This window comes from Pseudodesulfovibrio tunisiensis (genome assembly GCF_022809775.1).
Taxonomy (GTDB): Bacteria; Desulfobacterota; Desulfovibrionia; order Desulfovibrionales; family Desulfovibrionaceae; genus Pseudodesulfovibrio; species Pseudodesulfovibrio tunisiensis.
In genome coordinates, this window is record NZ_CP094380.1 from 3,492,062 (window position 1) to 3,511,230 (window position 19,169).

The window sequence follows — 19,169 nt, forward strand, 5'->3', positions numbered from 1 at the left end:
GTTAATTCTCCTCGGTAGGTTGCGAGGCTACGCGCTTGTACGTGCCCAGGTCCAGGGGAAGGTGGACTTCGAACAGGGTTCCCGGTCCGCGTTCGGGCGCACCCGGACGTTCCGGAAAACGGAAGTCCGTGGGAACCGGACTCGCGGCGGTGATTTCGCCGCCATGGTCCTCGATGATGCCGAAGGACACGGACAGGCCGAGTCCGGTGCCGACGCCAACGGGCTTGGTGCTGAAGAACGGGTCGAATATCTTGCGCAGCGTGTCTTCGGCAATGCCGGAACCGCTGTCCGCCACCATGATGGACACCTTGCCGTTGGGCGTGTCCAGTTCGGTGCGGACCACGATGGTTCCGCCGTCCTCGGGCATGGCGTCCCGGGCGTTGTTGAGCAGATTGATCCAGACCTGCTTCAGCTTTTCCGGGTCGCCGTAGATGATGGGGAACCGATCATCCAGTTCGGTAAGAATTTCCGTGCGGTCCAGACTGAAGGTATGGGCCACGAGCCGAACCGCCTCCATGACCGAATTGTTGAAGCACATTTCGCGTTTCTGCGATGCTGCGGAACGCGAGAAGCCCAGCAGGTCGGCCACGATCTTGCGGCAGACCTTGGCCTGACTTTCCACGGTCCGGAGGTCCTGATGAATCTGGCTTTCCGGGTCCAGATCCTCCTGAAGGAGCTGGACATAGCCCAGTATGATGCCGAGCGGGGTGTTGATTTCATGCGCCACGCCACCGGCGAGCTGACCAAGGGCTTCCATCTTCTGGGCCTGAATGAGCTGCGCTTCGTACTGCTTGATGTCGGAAATGTCGCGGTCCGTGCGCAGCAGCCCCACGATGTGGTTCTTGTCGTCCTGGATCGGGATGCAGACCACGTGGAACCAGCGTTCCTTGTCACCTTCCATGATCTGAATCTGCTTGTCGATGCGCGTGCCCGATTCCAGGATGTCGCGCGCGTCCAGATGGCGTTCCTCGGCCACTTTTTCCGGGAACAGGTCGAAGTCGGTCTTGCCTTCGATTCCCGCAAGACTCAGGCCCACGGATTCGGCAAAGCTGCGGTTCGCGCCCTGATACCGCATCCGGGTGTCCATGAGAGATACCCGGTCCGGGGTGCCGTCCAGCAGGGTGCGCATGAGTCGCTGCTGGTCGCGGAGGTTGGTTTCCGCGTCCCGAAGTTCGTCGATGTGCGTCTTCAGGGTCAGGGACATGACATCGAAGGTTTCGGCCAGATCCTGCAATTCGTCACCGGCGTTTTCCCGGTACACGGCGCAGGCGCGGCAGGAATCCAGACCGCAGGGAAACGCTGCGGGCGGGCATTCCGGACACATGGTGCCCGCAATGTACCAGCAGCGGCGGCGGGTTTCGCCGTATGCCGGACAGTCCTTGAGTTCGCAACGGCGCATTTCCCAGCAGTTCACGCCGGACGGGGAGCCCATGTCCGGGTCCAGATTCCCCTTGAGCATTTCCTCGGCATGGCGCCGCAGATCGCCGAGTCTGCGCGTGACGCGCCGGGCGAACAGGGTGGCCAGCGCAGTTGCCAGAAACAGGCCGCCGCCGAACAGAATGGCCAGCGCCGTGACCAGTTCCCGGACAGAGGCGTTGATGCGCGTCTTGGAAAGCCCGACGCGTACCGTGCCGAGCCGTTTGCCCGTGACCGACACCGGGGCTGCGAAATCATAGATGCGCAGCTTCTTGTCCGCCAGAAGCTGGATGTGGACGTGCACACCGTCCCTGACCGAATTGGCCTTGATCAGGTCGATCGGGAATCCCTTGTGATAACTGTGGGCCAGAACATGGCCTTCCGAGTCCTGTACAAAGGCGTAGACCACGTCGCCCACGAGCACCTGCTCGTCCACCATGTCCTTGAGGCGGAGAAAGTCTCCGGCAAGCAGGGGCTCAACGGCTCGGGTGGACAGACTTTCGGCTCGGGCCGAGCCGCGCTTCTTGCTTTCCTCGACCAGCGCCTTGGCCGTCATCCTGCCCACCAGAGGCAGCAGCACCAGCGCCATGGCCACCACGATGGCCGTGATGCCCAGATTGAGCTTGGTGCGGAATTTGAGTCGTGCAAGCGGACGCATGACTATTTCAACCCCAGTTTGCCGGCCAGTTCCCTGACCGGGTCGTAATCCTGGTCAATGGCCGGGATGATGCCGCGGAATCCGGCTGTCTTCAGGATTTCCGCCTGAGACTGGTCCACCGGGGTCAGTCTGAACATGGCCTCGGCAATGCGGTGGACCACTGTCGGGTCCAGCCCCTTGCGCGCCGCGTACACCCATCCCGGATAGGGACGGGTTTCGGCCAGCACGCGCAGGTCGTCCAGATTGATTCTGCCGCGCACCACGTCCAGGGTGCCCTTGCGGATCGTGCCGATGTCGTAGGCCCCGGCGTATACGGCGAGCACGACCTTTTCCTGCTTGCCGCCCGGGCCGGGCGCGAATGCGACCTCGGAAAAGTCGTCGCGTCGGATGTCGTGATCATAGAAAAGGCCCAGCGGGAACAGATACCCTCCGGCCGATCCCGGGTCCACCGCAATCCATCGCTTGCCCCGGCACTGGTCTATGTTCCTCACCGTGGGGTTGTCCTTGCGGCAGATGATCTGTCCGCGAAAATCCGGTTTGCCCGAGGGCTCCACCACCCGGGCGAACGCCTTGGCTCCGGCCTGTGCCAGCTTGATGTAGATGAACGGGTTGGAATAGGATATGTCGATTTCCCCGCGTTCCACCATCTTGATGTGTTCGTCGAAGGTGTCCGGGAATATCTGCTTCAGGGGCAGGCCGGTTTCCTGACGAAGATATTCGAGCAGCCTGCGGTGGCGCTGGAACGAGACCGTGTGTGCGTATTGGGGCAGGTAGGCATAGGTGATGGCATCGCCGGACCGTGCTGCCGTGATGGTTTCGCGTTTGGACAGGTCCACCTCGACCGTGGGTTCGCTGTCCGTGCATCCCGCGAGGAAGGCGAGCAGCAGGACGGCGGCCACCAGTGGCGCCGCAAGTTTCGTATGGAGTTTCGAGAGGTTTCCGGTCATTGTCGATCTGCCTGCTGCTGACGGTTTCCTGCGAGTCTTGGTGGAACAGTATACGGCCCGGAGCCGATGAAATCAAACGACTTGGCAATCCCGGTGTTTGGCCGTAATGAATACGCAACACGAACGGAGCGAAAAAATATGTCTGACAGTTTCAAAGTCCCGATGAAACCTTGGGTATTGACCTTGTTTCTTCTCTTTGTGGCCGTGACTGCCGGTCTGGTTGTCTGGAGTTTCCGCTCCGGATTCCTCTGGACTGCCATATGCCTCATAGCCGTGGCCGCCCCCCTGTCCCTGCTCTACTGGTACATGCTGTACGTGAATCCGCATCGCACGAGCATTGCCGTGGCCGAGGAAGGCTTGCTGCTGGCGGCTCCGCCCTTTGCCAGCGCCGTGATCCCCTGGGCCTCGGTAAGCCGCGTGTTCCGGGCCAGCCTTCATGATCCCGAACTGGCCGTGAAAAAGAGCGTGCGTCTCATGAATTTCGCTGGATATCGTTCCGGCATCGTGCTGCTGGAATCCGGCCCCGAGGCCGTGATCGTGGCCAATGGTCCCGAGGTGCTCGGCATTCAGACCGAGGATCGCTACTACCTGCTCGGCCCCAGCGATCTGGACGGGCTGGTTCAGGCCGTGGAATCCAGAAAACCCGCCGACGTGTAGTTTCGGCAAACGCTGCTTTCCCGAGCGCTGTCCGGTTTGTCCGGGCAGCGCTTTTTTCATGGGCATGGCACGGAGTCGTGGCGCAGTGTGTTTTGCCCACGGCTCTGCGTCGGGCTCGGCAAGGGACGGTTCCCACGCATGGGACTGAAACGCGAAACCGCCCGGCACAGGGATGTTTCGTGTGCCGGGCGGTTTTCGCATGGTTGGGAAAAATGTCGGATCATTCACCGGAGGCCGATTGGCCTGCCAGACGCTGCCGTTCATCGACAAGGTCCTGAAAGCTCATCAGCTCTTCCGGAGACTCGTTTTCCTTGATCTTGCGCTGAATGGTGCGGAACACGGGCAGAAACCGCTTGGACTTGGCGAACGCGATTCTGACCAGAATGTATACGGGGATGAACAGGAATGCAGGTCCCACACTGCCGAGCCAGGGCATGATGAAATCCACTTTGCCGAAACGGTAGGAAAGCCAGCCGATGGCAAAGGGCACAATCCACAGGGACGAGGCGAACAGCGCAAGATGCGCGAAGAAATTCTTGCCGAACGCTTCGTTGGCAATGGAGTTGCAGGCTTTGTACGCGGCCTTGTTCTTCACGGCCAGAGCCTTGATGGAGAGATTGTGATTCTGCACCATCTCCCTGTCGATGCCCGAGAAGTGCTTCTTGTTCAGGAAATAGACTCCGGCCATGCACAGTTCGCCGATCATCGTGGCGGCCAGGGCGACCCAGACAAGGCCGAGCGTGAAACCGATGTACGGATTCTCGGGAATGCGGAAGACCCAGATGAGAAACGGGTCGAGAAAATCGTAGATTTGCGTGCCGGTAATATTCATGTCGTTTTCCATGCCGGGGCCGTCCGAAGACGGCCCCGGAAAGGTATGTACGGTTTACGGCCAGATGCTGATGCCGAAGAAGCCCTTGAGAGTGTAGCGCATGCCGACGTAGGCCGCCAGCACGATGAAGATGCGCTTCAGCCAGATGTCCGGGATGTACTTGGAGGTGCGGGGACCAACCATGGAACCGATCACGATGCCGATGAGCTCGGCGCCGATCAGGGACCACTGGACCGGGGTTTCCTTGAGCAGCATGTAGGAGGCGATGGAGTTGCACATGCCCACGAACACGGCCATGGCGGAGGTGCCTGCCACCAGATACATGGGCAGACCGGCCACGGAGGTCAGGAAGGGCACGAGCAGGAAGCCGCCGCCAACACCCAGAAAGGAGGCCAGCGCTGCGATGATGAAACCGCCGACGACCGGGATCAGGGGATTGAAGGAGAATTCCACGCCGAAGAAGGTGAATTCGCAGCGGGTCGGGGTGAAGGACTTCACCTTGACGCCCATCTCGGCCATGTCGATCTGCGCGCCGTCATGCTGCTTCTTCACGGCGTCCTCGAACGCCTTTGCAGCGGCCTTGGCTTCCTTCTTCTTGCCCTGCGCGGCCGGGGTGGTCTCGTAGAACAGGTAGCAGCCCAGGAACAGGACGAACAGGCCGAAGTAGCCGAGGTAGGCCTTCAGGCTGATCTTGCCGGCGGTGAGCCAGGGAACCAGCCAGGAACCGGCAACCGAACCGATGGCCAGGGCGATGCCCAGCGGAGCCACGAGACGGCCGGCCTTCCAGTAGTTGAAGGTGGACAGGGCAGCGGAGCAGCCGACCAGCCACTGGTTGGACACGCGGATGGAGTCGGTCACGACCTTGTTCAGCTTGATCTTGCCGAAACCCTTGGCGTAGTCGCCGAGGCCGTAGATGGTGATGTGGCCGACACCGGCCATGATGCCGCCGAATGCGCCGACAGTGGAGAAGATCCAGCCAACCCAGATCGCCCAGACAAGGCCGAGGATCACGTTGAGCTGCGGAGCGCCTTCAATGCCCAGATAGCCGGGCTCGCCCGAGAGCTTGCCCAGATCCTTGGCCTCGGCGATGGCGTCGGACAGCCGGTCGGCCATGGCCGGCTCGGCCCAGACGGCCACAGCCAGTACGGCGAGGAGAAGAAGAATTCTTTTGGAACGTAACACCGTTGCCTCCTACTTTGTTTTTGGTTGAAACATACACCCCCCGGGAATGGGTACCCGGTAGAACACGTGATTACTTGCCGCGCACGAAAGTGAGTGCCTTGGCCGTGCACCCCGTGACGCATGCCGGTTCCAGCCCGGCGTCAACGCGGTCCACGCAAAAATCGCATTTCATGATCCTGTTGGTCGCCTGATTGTAGACCGGCACGCTCCAGGGGCAGGCCTCCACGCAGGCCTGACAGCCGTCGCACTTGTCGGCGTCAAGCAGGACCAGGCCGTCCTTTTCCCGGACATACAGCGCGCCCGTGGGACATGCCGGGACACACAGAGGCTTCTTGCAGTGTCTACAGTTCACGTACTTGAGTTTGGCGGTGGGCTTGCCATCCTCGTCGGGGATCGGGCCTTCCTTTTCCATGCGGTTCAGGGAGAGCCCCCGGGGAATGCCGTTCTTCACCTTGCAGTGAACAAGGCAGGCGTCACAGGCTATGCAGCGATTCTTGTCAAATTTGATGCGGTAGATGGCCATGTCATACCTCTGAAGCTATGGGCGCGCGCCCGGTTTTGCTCATGGTTGTTTGTATACACGACTGAGTGTGGCAAAACATGATAATCGTCAAAGGGTTTCCTTCTTGCACTATTTTTCACAAACAAGAGACAAAAAAGCAAGAGGTTGTCCTTGATTTGACACCTCTTTTTGTGAAAAATATAACAAGCGGCTGTAGTATTGCCGATTGGATATGCGGACTGATACCTGCAGCATACGGTAAAAATCATGTTTGTGTGCGCAGATATCTGACAATACAGTTGCAAAGAGTGCCGAACTCGGCGTCAGGTTTGGGAAAATCCGTTCAGGAGGCAGATCATGGGTAAGAAAAAGGTGTACAGCATATGCGGCATGTGTTCGGTCCGCTGCCCCATTGAGGTGGAAGTGGAGAACGGCAAGGCCGTATACATTCAGGGAAATTCCCATGCCGGGGGGATTGAGGGATCGTTGTGCCCCCGCGGAGCTGCGGGAACGGCCCTGACCTATGACGAGGAGCGTCCCCAGTACCCCATGATCCGGGAAGGGGAGCGTGGCGAAGGCAAATGGCGTCGCGTTTCCTGGGACGAGGCCCTTGATTACGTGGCGGGAAAGCTCACCGCGATTCAGGAGAAGTACGGCAAGGAGTCCGTGCTGTTCTCGGATCGCGGCGGACCGTTCCGCGATTTCCATCGCGCGTTTCTGCGTGGCATTGGCACGCCCAACTACAACAATCATGATTCTGCCTGTGCGCGCAACGTTCAGAACGCGGCACTTTCCGTGTTCGGATTCGGCCGCAAGGGCGTTTCCTATGATTTGAAGAACGCCAAGCACGTGGTTGTGCAACAGCGGAACATTTTCGAGGCCGTGAACGTGGCTGAGGTCAACAACCTCATGAACGCTCGGGAAAAAGGGTGCAAGCTGACGGTCATCGACGTGCGCGCCAATGTGACCGCCACCAAGGCAGACAACTTTTTCATGATCCGGCCCGGCACGGATTACGGTTTCAACCTTGCCGTGATTAATGCCCTGATTTTCGGGGATTTGTACGACAAGGAATACGTGGCCAAGTGGTTCAAGGATTTTGATGCGCTCAAGGAATTTGCGGCGCAGTACACCCCGGAATGGGCCGAGGAGGAAACCGGGATTTCCGCGGACGCAATTCGTGATTTCGCGGCCCAGCTGGCCGAGGCAGCGCCGTCCGTGCTCTGGCATCCGGGCTGGATGACCGCACGCTATTCCGATTCCTTCTATATGTCCCGTACCGCCTACATCATCAATGCGCTACTCGGTTCCATCGGCGCGCAGGGCGGCCTGCCCTTCATGAACAAGCCCGGCGACGTCGATCGCAAGGGGCTCAACAGCTTCATGAATCTGTATCCCAAGCCCGAGGCAAAGCGTGTCGACGGCGTGGGCTGGATGGAAGGCCGCACCCACTTCGACGCAGGGCCGGGACTGGTGCATCTGGCCTATGACGCGATCGTTTCCGGCGAACCCTATCCCATCAAGGCGTACATCGCCCATCGTCACGACCCGCTCATGGCCTACCCGGATGTGGATGATGTTCGCGCCATGTGGGACAATCTGGACCTGCTTGTGTCCGTGACCTTTACCTGGTCCGACACGGCCTGGAATGCGGACGTGGTTCTGCCCATGTCGCCGTATCTGGAGCGCGAGTCCATCATCATGACCAAGAACGGCCCCAAGCCCGCTTTCCAGATTCGCAGGCGTGCGGTTCAGCCCGTGTACGACACCAAGGCCCAGTGGGAAATCTATGCTGGTCTGGCAAAGCGCATGGGGCTCAAGGAACTTGCCTTCGAGTCCGCCGAGGACGTCTGGAATTTCCAGCTCGAAGGCACCGGAGTCTCTCTGGCCGACTTCGACGCGACCGGTCTCGTGCCTCTGGCCGACGCGCCGCTGGTCAAGCCCGTGAAGGAAGGTTCCTTCAAGACACCGTCCGGCAAGATCGAAATGATCAATGAAAAGCTGGAAAAGGACGGCTGTCTCTCCCTCAAGCCATACACCTCGCCCGAACGCCCGCCTGAAGGTCGTTTTCGCATCACTTTCGGGCGGTGCGTTCTGCACACCCAGGGCCATACCTTGAACAACGCGCTTCTCAATGAGCGCATGAGTGAGAACGTGCTCTGGATCAATACGGAACGCGCCCGCGAATTGGGCATTGCCGATGGTGACGCGGTGACCATTTCCTCCAACGGTCATTCCGGCACCATCAGGGCTTTTGTCACGGACTTCATCCACCCCGAGGCCGTGTTCATGCTTCACGGATTCGGCCATACCCTGCCCGTGGAATCCCGAGCCAGGGGCAAGGGCGTTGCCGACAACCAGCTCATGCCCAAGGGCATCCGCAAGTACGACAAGTGCGGCGGTGCCGTGGCCATGCAGGAACATTTCGTTTCCGTTGCCAAGGCGTAAGAGCGACTGTTCCGTAAACGCAAAGGGCCGCCCCGCAAGGGGCGGCCCTTTTTTTTTGCGTGCGAACAGGCCGCATCATGCACGGCTTTTTCCGCTTCTGCATGTTGCCAAACTTGCTGTCGAATTGATATATCTTCATCTATGCATGCGGTGGGCCAAAATTCTGCATAAAAGTTGGCTTTTTTCAAGGCCCCTCTTTTTCGTAAAAATTTCGGCGGATTCCAGCAAGAGTGTTCCCCACACGTGTGGGGATGAACCGCACCAGAACTCCTGATGTGTCATGAGTCCGGTGGTGTTCCCCACACGTGTGGGGATGAACCGGCGGCAGGCGGGGCAAACGGGTTCGTGGACATGTGTTCCCCACACGTGTGGGGATGAACCGGCGCAGCGACCCTGACCAAGTGGACCCAGCAGGTGTTCCCCACACGTGTGGGGATGAACCGAACTGCCACTGCCCCCCGATCTTGACTCCGCCGTGTTCCCCACACGTGTGGGGATGAACCGTTGTTTCCCCGCCTGAGCCGAAGTCTGGAACCGTGTTCCCCACACGTGTGGGGATGAACCGAGCTCGGATCATTGCGGCCCGGGCCGCGTCCCGTGTTCCCCACACGTGTGGGGATGAACCGCTGGCCGACCAGCCCAGCCGCGCGCCACGGCAGTGTTCCCCACACGTGTGGGGATGAACCAGTGCCAAATCCCATAGCCCCCTGCCAACATCAGTGTTCCCCACACGTGTGGGGATGAACCGCCGGTTACCTTGCCATAAATGCGGGACTTCTTGTGTTCCCCACACGTGTGGGGATGAACCGGCCACTTCCACCCGTTCCAGCCGCAATATGTTGTGTTCCCCACACGTGTGGGGATGAACCGACACGGAGCGTAGAAACTCCAACAGGCGGACAGTGTTCCCCACACGTGTGGGGATGAACCGCACTGGCTGAAATTCGAACCGGAAAGATTTTGGTGTTCCCCACACGTGTGGGGATGAACCGCAGGCAATAATGAAGACTGATAAAATTCGACTGTGTTCCCCACACGTGTGGGGATGAACCGGAGTTCAGCGATTTTATGGGGCGTATGGCGATTGATTGTTGGATTTTAGTGTGACAAGTTCCCTCGGCCCAACCAACCTTCCACCGTTTCCCTTTGATCAAGGCTTCCGTCCCAGTGGCGGACGCACGGCAGAACAGCCTTGATCAAGTAGGAAACGCGCACGGCCGGGGCGGTCCCAAAAGGCGGCTTTTAGTTCCTTTTATCCGCCTTGATATAAAAGGAACTCGCCCGAGAAGGGCGAAATCTTCCCTTATCAAGTTGGTGCGCAGTCTACGGCGAATTGCTTCGCCCGGCACGGCAGGCCAAGCTCGTACAGCCCCACCTCTTCAAGGCGCGTAACCGCGCCGCCTTCGCCGTGCCATCCTGCAAGGTGAGGATTTCGCCCTTCCCGGGCGAGTTCATTTTTTTGTTGGGGCAAAAAAATAAACGAAAAAAAAGCCCCTTTGCACTGTGCTCCCGACTCCCTCGGGCAGGAACCAGTAGCGCCCTCCCGCCGGGCGATTGCGACGTTTCCTCCGGAAACCGCATCGCCACGGCTTCGGTCGCTTCGACTGGTTCCAAGCCCTTGCGAGCCGAAATCCGGTCTGGGTAAGGAACACTGTTCCGGGCGTGATGAGTCCCCCCGGCCCAACCAACCTTCCACCGTTTCCCTTTGATCAAGGCTTCCGTCCCAGTGGCGGACGCACAGTAGACCAGCCTTGATCAAGTAGGAAACGCGCACGGCCGGGGCGGTCCCAAAAGGCGGCTTTTAGTTCCTTTTATTCGCCTTGATATAAAAGGAACTCGCCCGAGAAGGGCGAAATCTTCCCTTATCAAGTTGGTGCGCAGTCTACGGCGAATTGCTTCGCCCGGCACGGCTCGCCAAGCTTGTGCAGCCTCAACAAAAAAGCCCTTTCCCGCAAGGGAAAGGGCTTTTTTGATATCTTGTGATTCGAGGAATCTACAGAATGTATCTGGAAAGGTCGCGGTCTTCCGTGACCTCTTCCAGCTGATTTCTCACGTAATCCTTGTCGATCATCACGGACTGGCCGGATTTGTCCGGCGCGTCGAAGGACAGCTCGGCAAGGAGCTTTTCCATGAGGGTGTAGAGTCGGCGTGCGCCGATGTTCTCGGATTCCTCGTTGATGCGTTCGGCATATTCGGCCACGGTTTCCAAGGCTTCCTTGGAAAAATCGATGTCCATGCCTTCGGTCTTGAGCAGGGCCTTGTACTGGACCGTGAGCGCGTTTTTCGGCTCGGTCAGGATGCGGTAGAACTCCTCCTTGTGCAGGGGGGCGAGTTCCTCGCGCAGGGGAAAACGGCCCTGAAGTTCCGGGATCAGGTCCGAGGGTTTGGCAAAGTGGAACGCACCCGCGCCGATGAACAGGATGTGGTCCGTGTTGACCATGCCGTACTTGGTGTTCACAACGCAGCCTTCCACAACCGGGAGCATGTCGCGCTGCACACCTTCGCGGGACACGTCCGTTCCGCCGCCATGCTCGTGGCGGGTGGCGATCTTGTCCAGTTCGTCCACGAACAGGATGCCGGTCTGCTCCACGCGCTCGCGTGCCAGTTCCACAACCGTGTCCATGTCGATCAGCTTGTCCGCTTCTTCCTCGATGAGCTGTTCGTAGGCTTCGCGGATTTTGACCTTGCGGGTCTTGCGTTTGCCCGGAAACATGCGGGAGAACATGTCCTGCATGTTGTGGCCCATTTCCTCCATGCCCGGGATGGACATGATCTCCACCTGCGCACCGGACTGGACCGTGACTTCCATCTCGATCTCGCGTTCGTCGAGCTGGCCCGCGCGGAACATCTTGCGGAACTTTTCGCGCGTGGAATCGTCCTTGGGCTTTTCCGGGGCTGGCTCGTATTCACTGCCATTGGCATAGGCCGGAGTCTGGGACTTGGGCGCGGGAAGCAGCAAATCCAGAATGCGTTCCTCGGCGTTCTTTTCCGCCTTGATGCGCACCTTCTGGGTTTCCTCCTTCTTGACCATGCTCACGCCGACCTCCATGAGATCGCGGATCATGGATTCCACGTCGCGACCCACATAGCCGACTTCCGTGAATTTGGTGGCTTCAACCTTGAAGAACGGGCATCCGGAAAGCCGGGCCAGCCTGCGGGCGATTTCGGTCTTGCCCACGCCGGTGGGGCCCATGAGAATGATGTTCTTGGGCGCGATTTCGTCGCGAAGCTCGGGATCGAGCTGCTGTCTGCGCCACCGGTTGCGCATGGCGATGGCGACCATGCGTTTGGCTTCGTGCTGGCCAATGATGTACCTGTCGAGTTCGGAAACGATTTCCCTTGGGGTCAGATTGCTCATTATCTGTTCTCGTTCTGCGTTTGGGGAGCCGGACTATTTGTCCTGGGTCTCCACCACGATGTTGTTGTTGGTGTACACGCACAATTCGCTGGCAATTTCCATGGATTTTTCCACGATTTCGCTGGCGGGCATGTCGGTGTGACGGCGGAGGGCACGGGCTGCGGAAAGGGCGTAGGCCCCGCCCGAACCAATGGCGGCCAGACCGTCGTCAGGCTCGATCACGTCGCCGGTGCCGGAAATGATCAGGATGTGTTCGCCGTCCGCGGCAAGGAGCATGGCTTCGAGCTTGCGCAGATATTTGTCCGTGCGCCAATCCTTGGCCAGTTCGACCGCTGCGCGCAGCAGGTTGCCGGAATAGGTCTCCAGCTTGCTTTCGAACCGTTCGGAAAGGGTGAATGCGTCGGCAGTGGCCCCGGCAAAGCCGACAACGACCTTGTCCTTGTAGATGCGGCGCACCTTGCGCGCAGTGTGCTTCATGGCAATGGTCTGGCCAAGCGTGACCTGACCGTCGCCTGCCATGGCGGTTCCCTTTTCGTCCTTGACCGCGAGAATGGTCGTGCCTCTAAGTTCCATCTATTGTTCTCCTGTGTGTGGCCCGAGCAGGATGCGGGCCGAGTTCAACCATGTTTCCAGTGCGCGCGAATCATGCAGGACCATGCGCGCTTCGTGCACCAGCCCACGCTCCAGACCGTGCCGAAGTTCGGTCAGGGCGATGCGTGACGCCTGTTCGACCGGATAGCCATACACCCCGCAGGAAATAGCGGGAAAGGCGATGGCGTCGATGTTGCTGGCGTGGGCCAGTTCAAGGGAATTGCGGTATGCATCCGCAAGACGTTGCGGTTCGTTCTGCGTATTGCCACGCCAGATCGGTCCGACCGTGTGGATGATGTGTTCGGCCTTGAGATTGAAGCCCGAGGTGATCACGGCCTTGCCCGGGGCAAGGCTGCCAATGTGCGTGATGATGGCCTGACAGGCGGCCTGAAGCTGTTCGAGTCCGGCAGCGGTGTGAATGGCTCCGTCAACGCCGCCGCCTCCGGCAAGCCGGGAATTGGCCGCGTTCACGATGGCCTGAATGTCCAGAGTGGTGATGTCGCCCTGCTGGATGGCGAGAGCGGCGCTGCCGATGGTCCAGATGTGCATACTGATTCAGATAGATAATGTCTTGAATCGGGATGGCAAGGGCGGGCCGGGATTTTTGCGGGGGAAGGGACGAGCGCCGCCCGGATTGATCGGACGGCGCTCGCGGGGTCGGGAAAGAGACTATTTGCTGAAGCTGGCGGAGATGTCGCCGGACAATCCCTGAATGGGCAGGAACAGGCGGTGTTCCTTGTTGCCTTCAGCAAGGGGCAGCTTGTCCAGCTCCACGGTGCAGATTTCCGGGTTGCGCAGGGTGCGGAAACAAACCTTGCGCGCCTTGATGTCCGTGACCACGGTCCAGTAGGTGCAGCCGTGCGGAAACATGGGCGGCACGGCAATGGTCTGGATCATGGCAAACCCGTCGTGCACGGCTTCCAGATCGGATTTCGGCTCGGGCAGGTGTTTGCGATAGAACGCGCCGCGCACGAACCTGTCGATGGACTCCTGATGACCGGGAATGGCCCTGGTGCCGCCGAAATCCTCGTATTCGCCAAGGGCCTTCACGGCATCCGCGTAGATGGTGTTGGTCAGGACCGGGATCTCCGGCTCGCGGGTAATGCGCAGTCTGCCGTCCACATACTCGGCCATGGCGCTGTTGCCCTGTGCGTCGTGCATGTACACGTGCAGCATCATCTTCAGTCCCTGAGCCGGGAATGAGGTCAGGCGGTAGGCCGGGTTTTCCATGTCGGCCACGGCCTCGTCCACGGTGGCGAAGTTGTCCACCAGATACTGGATGAGAGAGCCAACGCACAGAGTGGTGCCGCCCTTGCCTGCCGGGTACACGGATTCGGGCAGGTAGTAGGTGCCCACCTTGAAGCCCGCTTCGTTGATGCCGTCCACGCCGGTTTCGATGGCTCCGGCATCGTTTTTCAGAATGGTGGAGAATGTCAGGCTGCCGTACTTGGCGGTCCAGCTCAGAGGCGTTTCATCGGGCAGGGCATAGTTGGAACAATGCTCAACACCGCGCGGCGAGGACAGAACAACGCCACTGTCCACCATGAAGTCGAAAGTCCGCGAGGACACGTTGTTCGCCTTCAGGTAAATTTCCGAACACGCTGTCGCCGTCCCGGCCACGAGCAGACCTGCGACCAGTGCCAATGCGGCCATCACAATGAAATTATTCTTCATCTTCATGATTTGCTCCTGTGTGTTGTTTGCATGAAGTCCGATTGGGTATCAACAGGATTTTCCATGGTCAATAGAAATATTCATTTGTGTATGAATGATTTTGAGGAGCAAGTAATATGGTAATCCCCCCGAAAATTAATGGTCCTCAAAAAGTAGAATTTTCTCGTAAGACCAACGCAGGAGATTTTACATGAAGAAATCCCGTTATTCCGACAGTCAGATTTTGGGCATATTGAAGCAGGCCGAGGGAGGCATCCCCGTGGCCCAGCTTTGTCGTGAGCATGGCATGAGCAGCGCGACCTTTTACAAATGGCGTTCCAAATTCGGCGGTATGGACGCCTCGCTGATGGCACGCATGAAAGAGCTGGAGAAGGAAAACCGACTCCTCAAACGCATGTATGCCGAAGAGAAGATGAAGGCCGAAGTCGTTGCCGAGGCACTCGCAAAAAACTGGTAAGGCCGTCTCGTCGACGCGAGATGGCCAAAACAGCCGTGACGACAAGTCGTTTGAATATCCGGCAGGCTTGCGAAGCCTTCGTTATCAGCCAGACATGCTACCGGTATGAACCAAAATTGTCGGCTGAAAACGAGTGCATCGCCGACTGGCTACAGAGGTTGACACACAACCAACGCAATTGGGGTTTTGGTCTGTGTTTTTTGTACCTGCGCAATGTCAAAGGCTTTGGATGGAACCATAAGCGGGTATACCGAATCTATTGTGAGTTGGAGCTCAACATGCGGATCAAGCCCAAAAAACGCATCGTACGCGAAAAACCTGAGCCGCTTGCCCAGCCCGAAACTATCAACCAAGTGTGGTCAATGGACTTCATGCATGATCAGTTGAAGGATGGTCGCAGCTATCGTCTGTTCAATGTGATCGATGATTTCAATCGTGAAGGACTGGGGATCGAAGTGGATTTCTCTCTGCCAGCGGAACGCGTGATACGATCCTTGGAACAAATCATGGAATGGCGTGGCAAGCCTCAAACCATTCGTTGTGACAACGGTCCTGAGTATATCAGCCATCGGCTTCAGACTTGGCTAGAACACAAGGGAATCCGAATTGAGTACATCCAGCCCGGAAAGCCGCAACAAAACGCGTTTGTGGAACGTTTTAACCGGACGGTACGATACGACTGGCTGTGCCAATATTTGTTTGAAAGTATAGAGGAGGTCCAGGATTATGCCACCAAGTGGCTCTGGACCTACAACAACGAACGACCACATTTCGCTCTTGGGGGATATCCCCCAAGAGCGAGACTGGCCAAGGTGGCATAGGCTCTACTTTTCAGGCCCCTTAGAAAGGGGAGGATTGCCATATCAAGCCAGAATTGTTCTCTGAAGAGAAAAGTTGGGATGCTCATTGAGTAAATGTCCCTTTCTTTTACCCAAAAGCGAGGGACCATTGGGGAGGCCTATTGGCTGGAGAAGTCCGCTAAAATTTTGGGTTTTGGGAAGAAAAGCAGAGATTTTTTCTTGTTTTCCTTTGCAATTGCAAGAATACAAAAGGAAAACAATTTGAACAATGTTGTTTTTTTTACGGCGTTTTTATGAACGATTTTTTCCCATAAAAAGGGGATTCCTTTTTTATGTGTTCTGATGGTCATGTTTATTTGCGCCATATATATGTCGTTGGGGGGAAAAAAAGAAGAAAAATCTATAAAGCTTGGGTCGTTTCGCGTTTTCTTATGCGCAGATGCGACACAGGAGGCAATTTTTTCTTGGAAATGGTTTGGAGAGCAGTACCTTTTCACCCTGAACAGTAATTCATCCTTGAGTTTTTCTCTTTCCTGGGGGGAGGCCAGAAGAAAAAGACTTTTTTCCACCAAGCTTGAAGTATCTTCACAAATGGCAGAGCTTCCTTCGAGGTAGGGCAGATAGCCAAGAGGGGTCTTGAGCACAAGGCAGGGAAGTCGTCCTATGCTGATTGCATCAGTGGTCGACAGCCAAGAGTTCATTGGAAAGGAGTCAATATAGAGATCCGAAATTTTCAAATGGGTATGTGTGTCTTTGTGGCATAATACTCCCATTAGGCGAATTCTGTCAGGAAATTTTCGGAGTATTGCTGCCCAATACTGATTTTGGGGATTTATACCGATGCCGATGAATTTCACTTGGCTATCAGCCGAGAGTATCTGTTGGAGCGTGTCCGTAAAGGAGAGGTCCTTGATAGGATCAAATTTGTAGTTGCTGGCCATTGAAACCATGATTTTGTCATGGGCGTCGAATCCCAACGACCGGCGAAGTCGTTTGATATCTTGCGGGGGGGAAGCAATTTCCGCCACCGGCATGTTTATCAGTGTTGAATTTTTGATTCCCCGTTTTTTGTAGGAAATTTCCTGTTGCCCTTTTTCTATGTCAAGAATCCAGTCAACGATATTTTTCCCGATCCAGAATCTATGTCCGGCATGGTTGAAGCATATTACTGTTCTGGTAAATTCCGGAACGGAAAAGGCCATGAGAGGAATGGGGTCATACGGATGATGATGCAGAATCACTGTCTCGTAGGAGAGTGCCACGTCGCGTAGCTCATTGGCTTTGCTTTCAATAGAACCTTGCTGCAAAAGATGAAGATTTCCGTTTTTTTCGATGGTGAATTTTTTCAATAGATCGGGAATTTGATCAACATCGTTTTGCTTTGTCAGTACAACGGAATGAGTTTGGTCAGGGCTGGCTGAATTGATCCATCTTTCCACTATTCGAGTGTGTCCCCCGTGGAGCAGTGTCTCTGTCATTACGTGTAGAAACGACTTGTTGCGTCCCGTTCGTGTCTTATAATCTGGCGGCAGAGATTTTGTTTTTCGAGCGAGGTCCATGAAAAAGTTTTCCACTTCCGAGCTGAAGTAGACTCCTGCCGTATCCGTCATGGCAAAGGAAATCAGTTCGGCAGCCCCCTCGCTCGAGGGAGCTATTGTAAACTGATTTTCCATTTCCTTGAATTTATTTCTGTTGGCTGACAGAAATTGAAGTGGAGAGAGGTTTGACATGCCTAACTCTTGATTTGCAATTTTCGGCGTCCAAATGGAATTAGCAACGCCTTTTATTCCACCTTCGCGCCCCCGGCTTCGGCTTCCTCGATTTCGCCTTTCACTTCCATGATGGCTTCGGCGTAGGCCTGAAACACGTCGTCGCGATTGATCAGGCCGATGATGTCGTTGGTGTCGTCCGGGGCGACCACGGGCACCTGACCGTAGTCCGTGTTCACGAAGCGGAGCAGGGCCTGATACAGGTCGTAGTCCGGGCGAACATAGACCGGACGGGTCATGAGATCGCGCACGACCACCAGGTCGAACAGGCCTTCCTCGAACATCCAGTTGCGGGCGTTATGGATCGAAACCATGCCGGAATACTCGCCCTCGGCATTCTTGACCGGAAAATAGAGCTGGCTGGAGTTGGCGATGTAGTCGGTCAGCTCCTTGAGGGTCGTGGATTCCTTGAGCACCGTAACTTCGCCGGGATTGTAGAAGTCCTTGACGTGCATCTGTTCGAGGATGTTGATGGTCGCGTCCTCGGCATGGGCCGGGGATTCGAACTTGTTTTCCTTCTGGTGTTCGTAGAGGGAAAAGCCGCGTCCCAGCACGATGCACAGGGCAGATGCCAGCATGAGCGGAGCGAGTAGGCCATAGCCCTGCGTCAGTTCCGTGACCATGATCAGCGGCCCGATGGGCGCGTTTGCCACGCAGGCGAAAAAGGCGGCCATGCCGACCAGAATGTAGGCGCCGGGCTGGGTCACCACGTCCGGAAATAGCTGGTGCCCGACCTTGCCCACAAGACCGCCGGACATGCCACCCACGAAAAGGGCGGGGGCAAACATGCCGCCGGACATGCCTGAACCGATGGTCACGGAAGTTGCCAGTGTCTTGGCAATGATGATGTAGACCATGGCCATGGTGGGGAGCTGGCCCAGAATGGCGAGCTCAAGCCAGCCGTAGCCGCCGGACAGGATGCCGCCATCGGAAATGTACGGGTAGACCACGCCGAGAATGCCCATGCTCAGGCCGCCCAGACCCGTGGCCCACATCAGGCCGATCCTGTCCTTGAGCTGAAAGAAGATGCGGTACTTGATGAAATAGAAGGTCTTCACGTACATCCAGCCGGCCGCCGCGCACACGAAGGCGAGCAGTATGTAGAAGGGCAGCTCCCTCGGATCGTGGAACGAAAACCGGGGAATGCCGAAGATCGGTTCCGAGCCGTAGAAGAACGTGAATATGGTGTAGGCCACCACCGAACTCATGACCGAGGGCAGAATGGCCTCGGCTTCGAAGTCCTCGCGGTAGATGACCTCGATGGCCGTGAGTGCGCCGCCCAGGGGGGCGCGGAAGATCGCGCCGAGTCCCCCGGCTGCGCCCGAGAGCAGGAGCAGCCGCCGTTCCTTGGCGGACAGGGAAAGTTTCTGGGCCAGCCACGATCCCACGCCCGCGCCCATCTGGGTGATGGGGCCTTCGCGGCCTGCGCTGCCACCCGAGGCAATGGTCAGGATCGAGGTGAATCCCTTGATGATCGGCACGATGGGCTTGAGAAATCCGCCCTTGTTGTGAAAGTTGTCGATGGTGGCGTCCGTGCCATCCGTGCCGCCGTGAATGGCACCGGGAATGAAGCGGCTGACCAGCCAGCCCGTGAGCAGGCCGGTCGCCGTGGTGAATGCCGGAATGACCCAGGGCCGGTATGCGCCGGGCGTGCCGTGAAAGATGCCTTCGCCCGCCGGTTCCGGGGAAACAATGCCGGCAAGCTGATGCTGGATCAGGAACTTGCCCAGCTCGACCGCGCCGAAGAACAGCACTGCGACCAGACCGGACATGATGCCGGTGATCACCCCCATGATCAGCCATCGGAACGAGGTGACGGTCCGGTAGGATTTGACGAACGCCCGCCAGCGGCTGAAAAGGTAGGCCAGGGGATTCATG

At 57.5% G+C, this 19,169-nt stretch carries 14 protein-coding genes and 1 CRISPR repeat array; of the genes, 3 read left to right on the forward strand and 11 right to left on the reverse strand.

The genetic code is table 11. The features are described from left to right. Nucleotide 1 precedes the first annotated feature (1 nt). Nucleotides 2-2,074, reverse strand: coding sequence for an ATP-binding protein (locus tag MPN23_RS16535; protein WP_243545340.1), 2,073 nt, complete (start codon nt 2,072-2,074; stop codon nt 2-4). A gap of 2 nt (nt 2,075-2,076) precedes the next feature. Further along, nucleotides 2,077-3,021: a phosphate/phosphite/phosphonate ABC transporter substrate-binding protein gene (locus tag MPN23_RS16540; RefSeq protein WP_243545341.1), complete on the reverse strand. Its 945-nt coding sequence runs from the start codon at nt 3,019-3,021 to the stop codon at nt 2,077-2,079. 183 nt (nt 3,022-3,204) lie between these two features. Here MPN23_RS16540 and MPN23_RS16545 point away from each other — a divergent pair, with 183 nt between their 5' ends. Further along, entirely contained in the window at nt 3,205-3,678 is a 474-nt protein-coding gene (locus MPN23_RS16545; protein ID WP_243545342.1) for a PH domain-containing protein, read from the forward strand. A 220-nt stretch (nt 3,679-3,898) separates the two neighbouring features. Here MPN23_RS16545 and MPN23_RS16550 read toward each other — a convergent pair whose 3' ends face one another. The 3 genes from MPN23_RS16550 to MPN23_RS16560 all read right to left on the reverse strand — a co-directional run bounded on the left by MPN23_RS16550 (nt 3,899) and on the right by MPN23_RS16560 (nt 6,215). Next, the gene (locus MPN23_RS16550; RefSeq protein ID WP_243545343.1) at nt 3,899-4,510 is read right to left on the reverse strand and encodes a hypothetical protein; all 612 of its coding nucleotides are present in this window, start codon (nt 4,508-4,510) and stop codon (nt 3,899-3,901) included. A gap of 54 nt (nt 4,511-4,564) precedes the next feature. Next, entirely contained in the window at nt 4,565-5,692 is a 1,128-nt protein-coding gene (locus tag MPN23_RS16555; protein ID WP_243545344.1) for a sulfite exporter TauE/SafE family protein, read from the reverse strand. 70 nt (nt 5,693-5,762) lie between these two features. After that, nucleotides 5,763-6,215 carry a 4Fe-4S dicluster domain-containing protein gene (locus tag MPN23_RS16560; protein ID WP_243545345.1) on the reverse strand — a complete coding sequence of 151 codons (453 nt, stop codon included), beginning with the start codon at nt 6,213-6,215 and terminating at the stop codon, nt 5,763-5,765. 336 nt (nt 6,216-6,551) lie between these two features. Here MPN23_RS16560 and MPN23_RS16565 point away from each other — a divergent pair, with 336 nt between their 5' ends. Then, a complete protein-coding gene (locus MPN23_RS16565; RefSeq protein WP_243545346.1) occupies nt 6,552-8,642 on the forward strand; it encodes a molybdopterin-dependent oxidoreductase in 2,091 nt (696 codons plus the stop codon). A 230-nt stretch (nt 8,643-8,872) separates the two neighbouring features. Beyond that, a CRISPR array of direct repeats spans nt 8,873-9,695; the repeat unit is 29 nt; unit sequence GTGTTCCCCACACGTGTGGGGATGAACCG. Between the two features lie 940 nt (nt 9,696-10,635). On the opposite strand, the gene hslU is transcribed toward MPN23_RS16565, so the two are convergent. From hslU to MPN23_RS16585, 4 genes are all read right to left on the reverse strand, one after another. Continuing rightward, the gene (gene hslU / locus MPN23_RS16570; RefSeq protein WP_279388681.1) at nt 10,636-12,000 is read right to left on the reverse strand and encodes an ATP-dependent protease ATPase subunit HslU; all 1,365 of its coding nucleotides are present in this window, start codon (nt 11,998-12,000) and stop codon (nt 10,636-10,638) included. A gap of 33 nt (nt 12,001-12,033) precedes the next feature. Next, nucleotides 12,034-12,573: an ATP-dependent protease subunit HslV gene (hslV, locus tag MPN23_RS16575; RefSeq protein WP_243545347.1), complete on the reverse strand. Its 540-nt coding sequence runs from the start codon at nt 12,571-12,573 to the stop codon at nt 12,034-12,036. Further along, complete coding sequence (locus MPN23_RS16580) at nt 12,574-13,140, reverse strand: macro domain-containing protein (protein WP_243545348.1); 567 nt, start codon at nt 13,138-13,140, stop codon at nt 12,574-12,576. A 120-nt stretch (nt 13,141-13,260) separates the two neighbouring features. Then, nucleotides 13,261-14,271: a linear amide C-N hydrolase gene (locus tag MPN23_RS16585; protein WP_243545349.1), complete on the reverse strand. Its 1,011-nt coding sequence runs from the start codon at nt 14,269-14,271 to the stop codon at nt 13,261-13,263. Nucleotides 14,272-14,455: 184 nt separating this feature from the next. On the opposite strand from MPN23_RS16585, the gene MPN23_RS16590 reads away from it, so the two are divergent. Beyond that, nucleotides 14,456-15,543 (forward strand): IS3 family transposase gene (locus MPN23_RS16590; protein ID WP_243545350.1). Its coding sequence is split into 2 segments (ribosomal slippage): nt 14,456-14,708 and nt 14,708-15,543, totalling 1,089 coding nucleotides; the frame shifts between segments, so codons are not numbered across the junction. Between the two features lie 137 nt (nt 15,544-15,680). Here the strand turns inward: MPN23_RS16590 and MPN23_RS16595 are convergent. Both MPN23_RS16595 and MPN23_RS16600 read right to left on the reverse strand, forming a co-directional pair. Continuing rightward, nucleotides 15,681-17,252: a tetratricopeptide repeat protein gene (locus MPN23_RS16595; RefSeq protein ID WP_243545351.1), complete on the reverse strand. Its 1,572-nt coding sequence runs from the start codon at nt 17,250-17,252 to the stop codon at nt 15,681-15,683. 53 nt (nt 17,253-17,305) lie between these two features. Then, the gene (locus MPN23_RS16600) at nt 17,306-19,168 is read right to left on the reverse strand and encodes a chloride channel protein (protein ID WP_243545352.1); all 1,863 of its coding nucleotides are present in this window, start codon (nt 19,166-19,168) and stop codon (nt 17,306-17,308) included. Nucleotide 19,169: the final 1 nt, after the last annotated feature.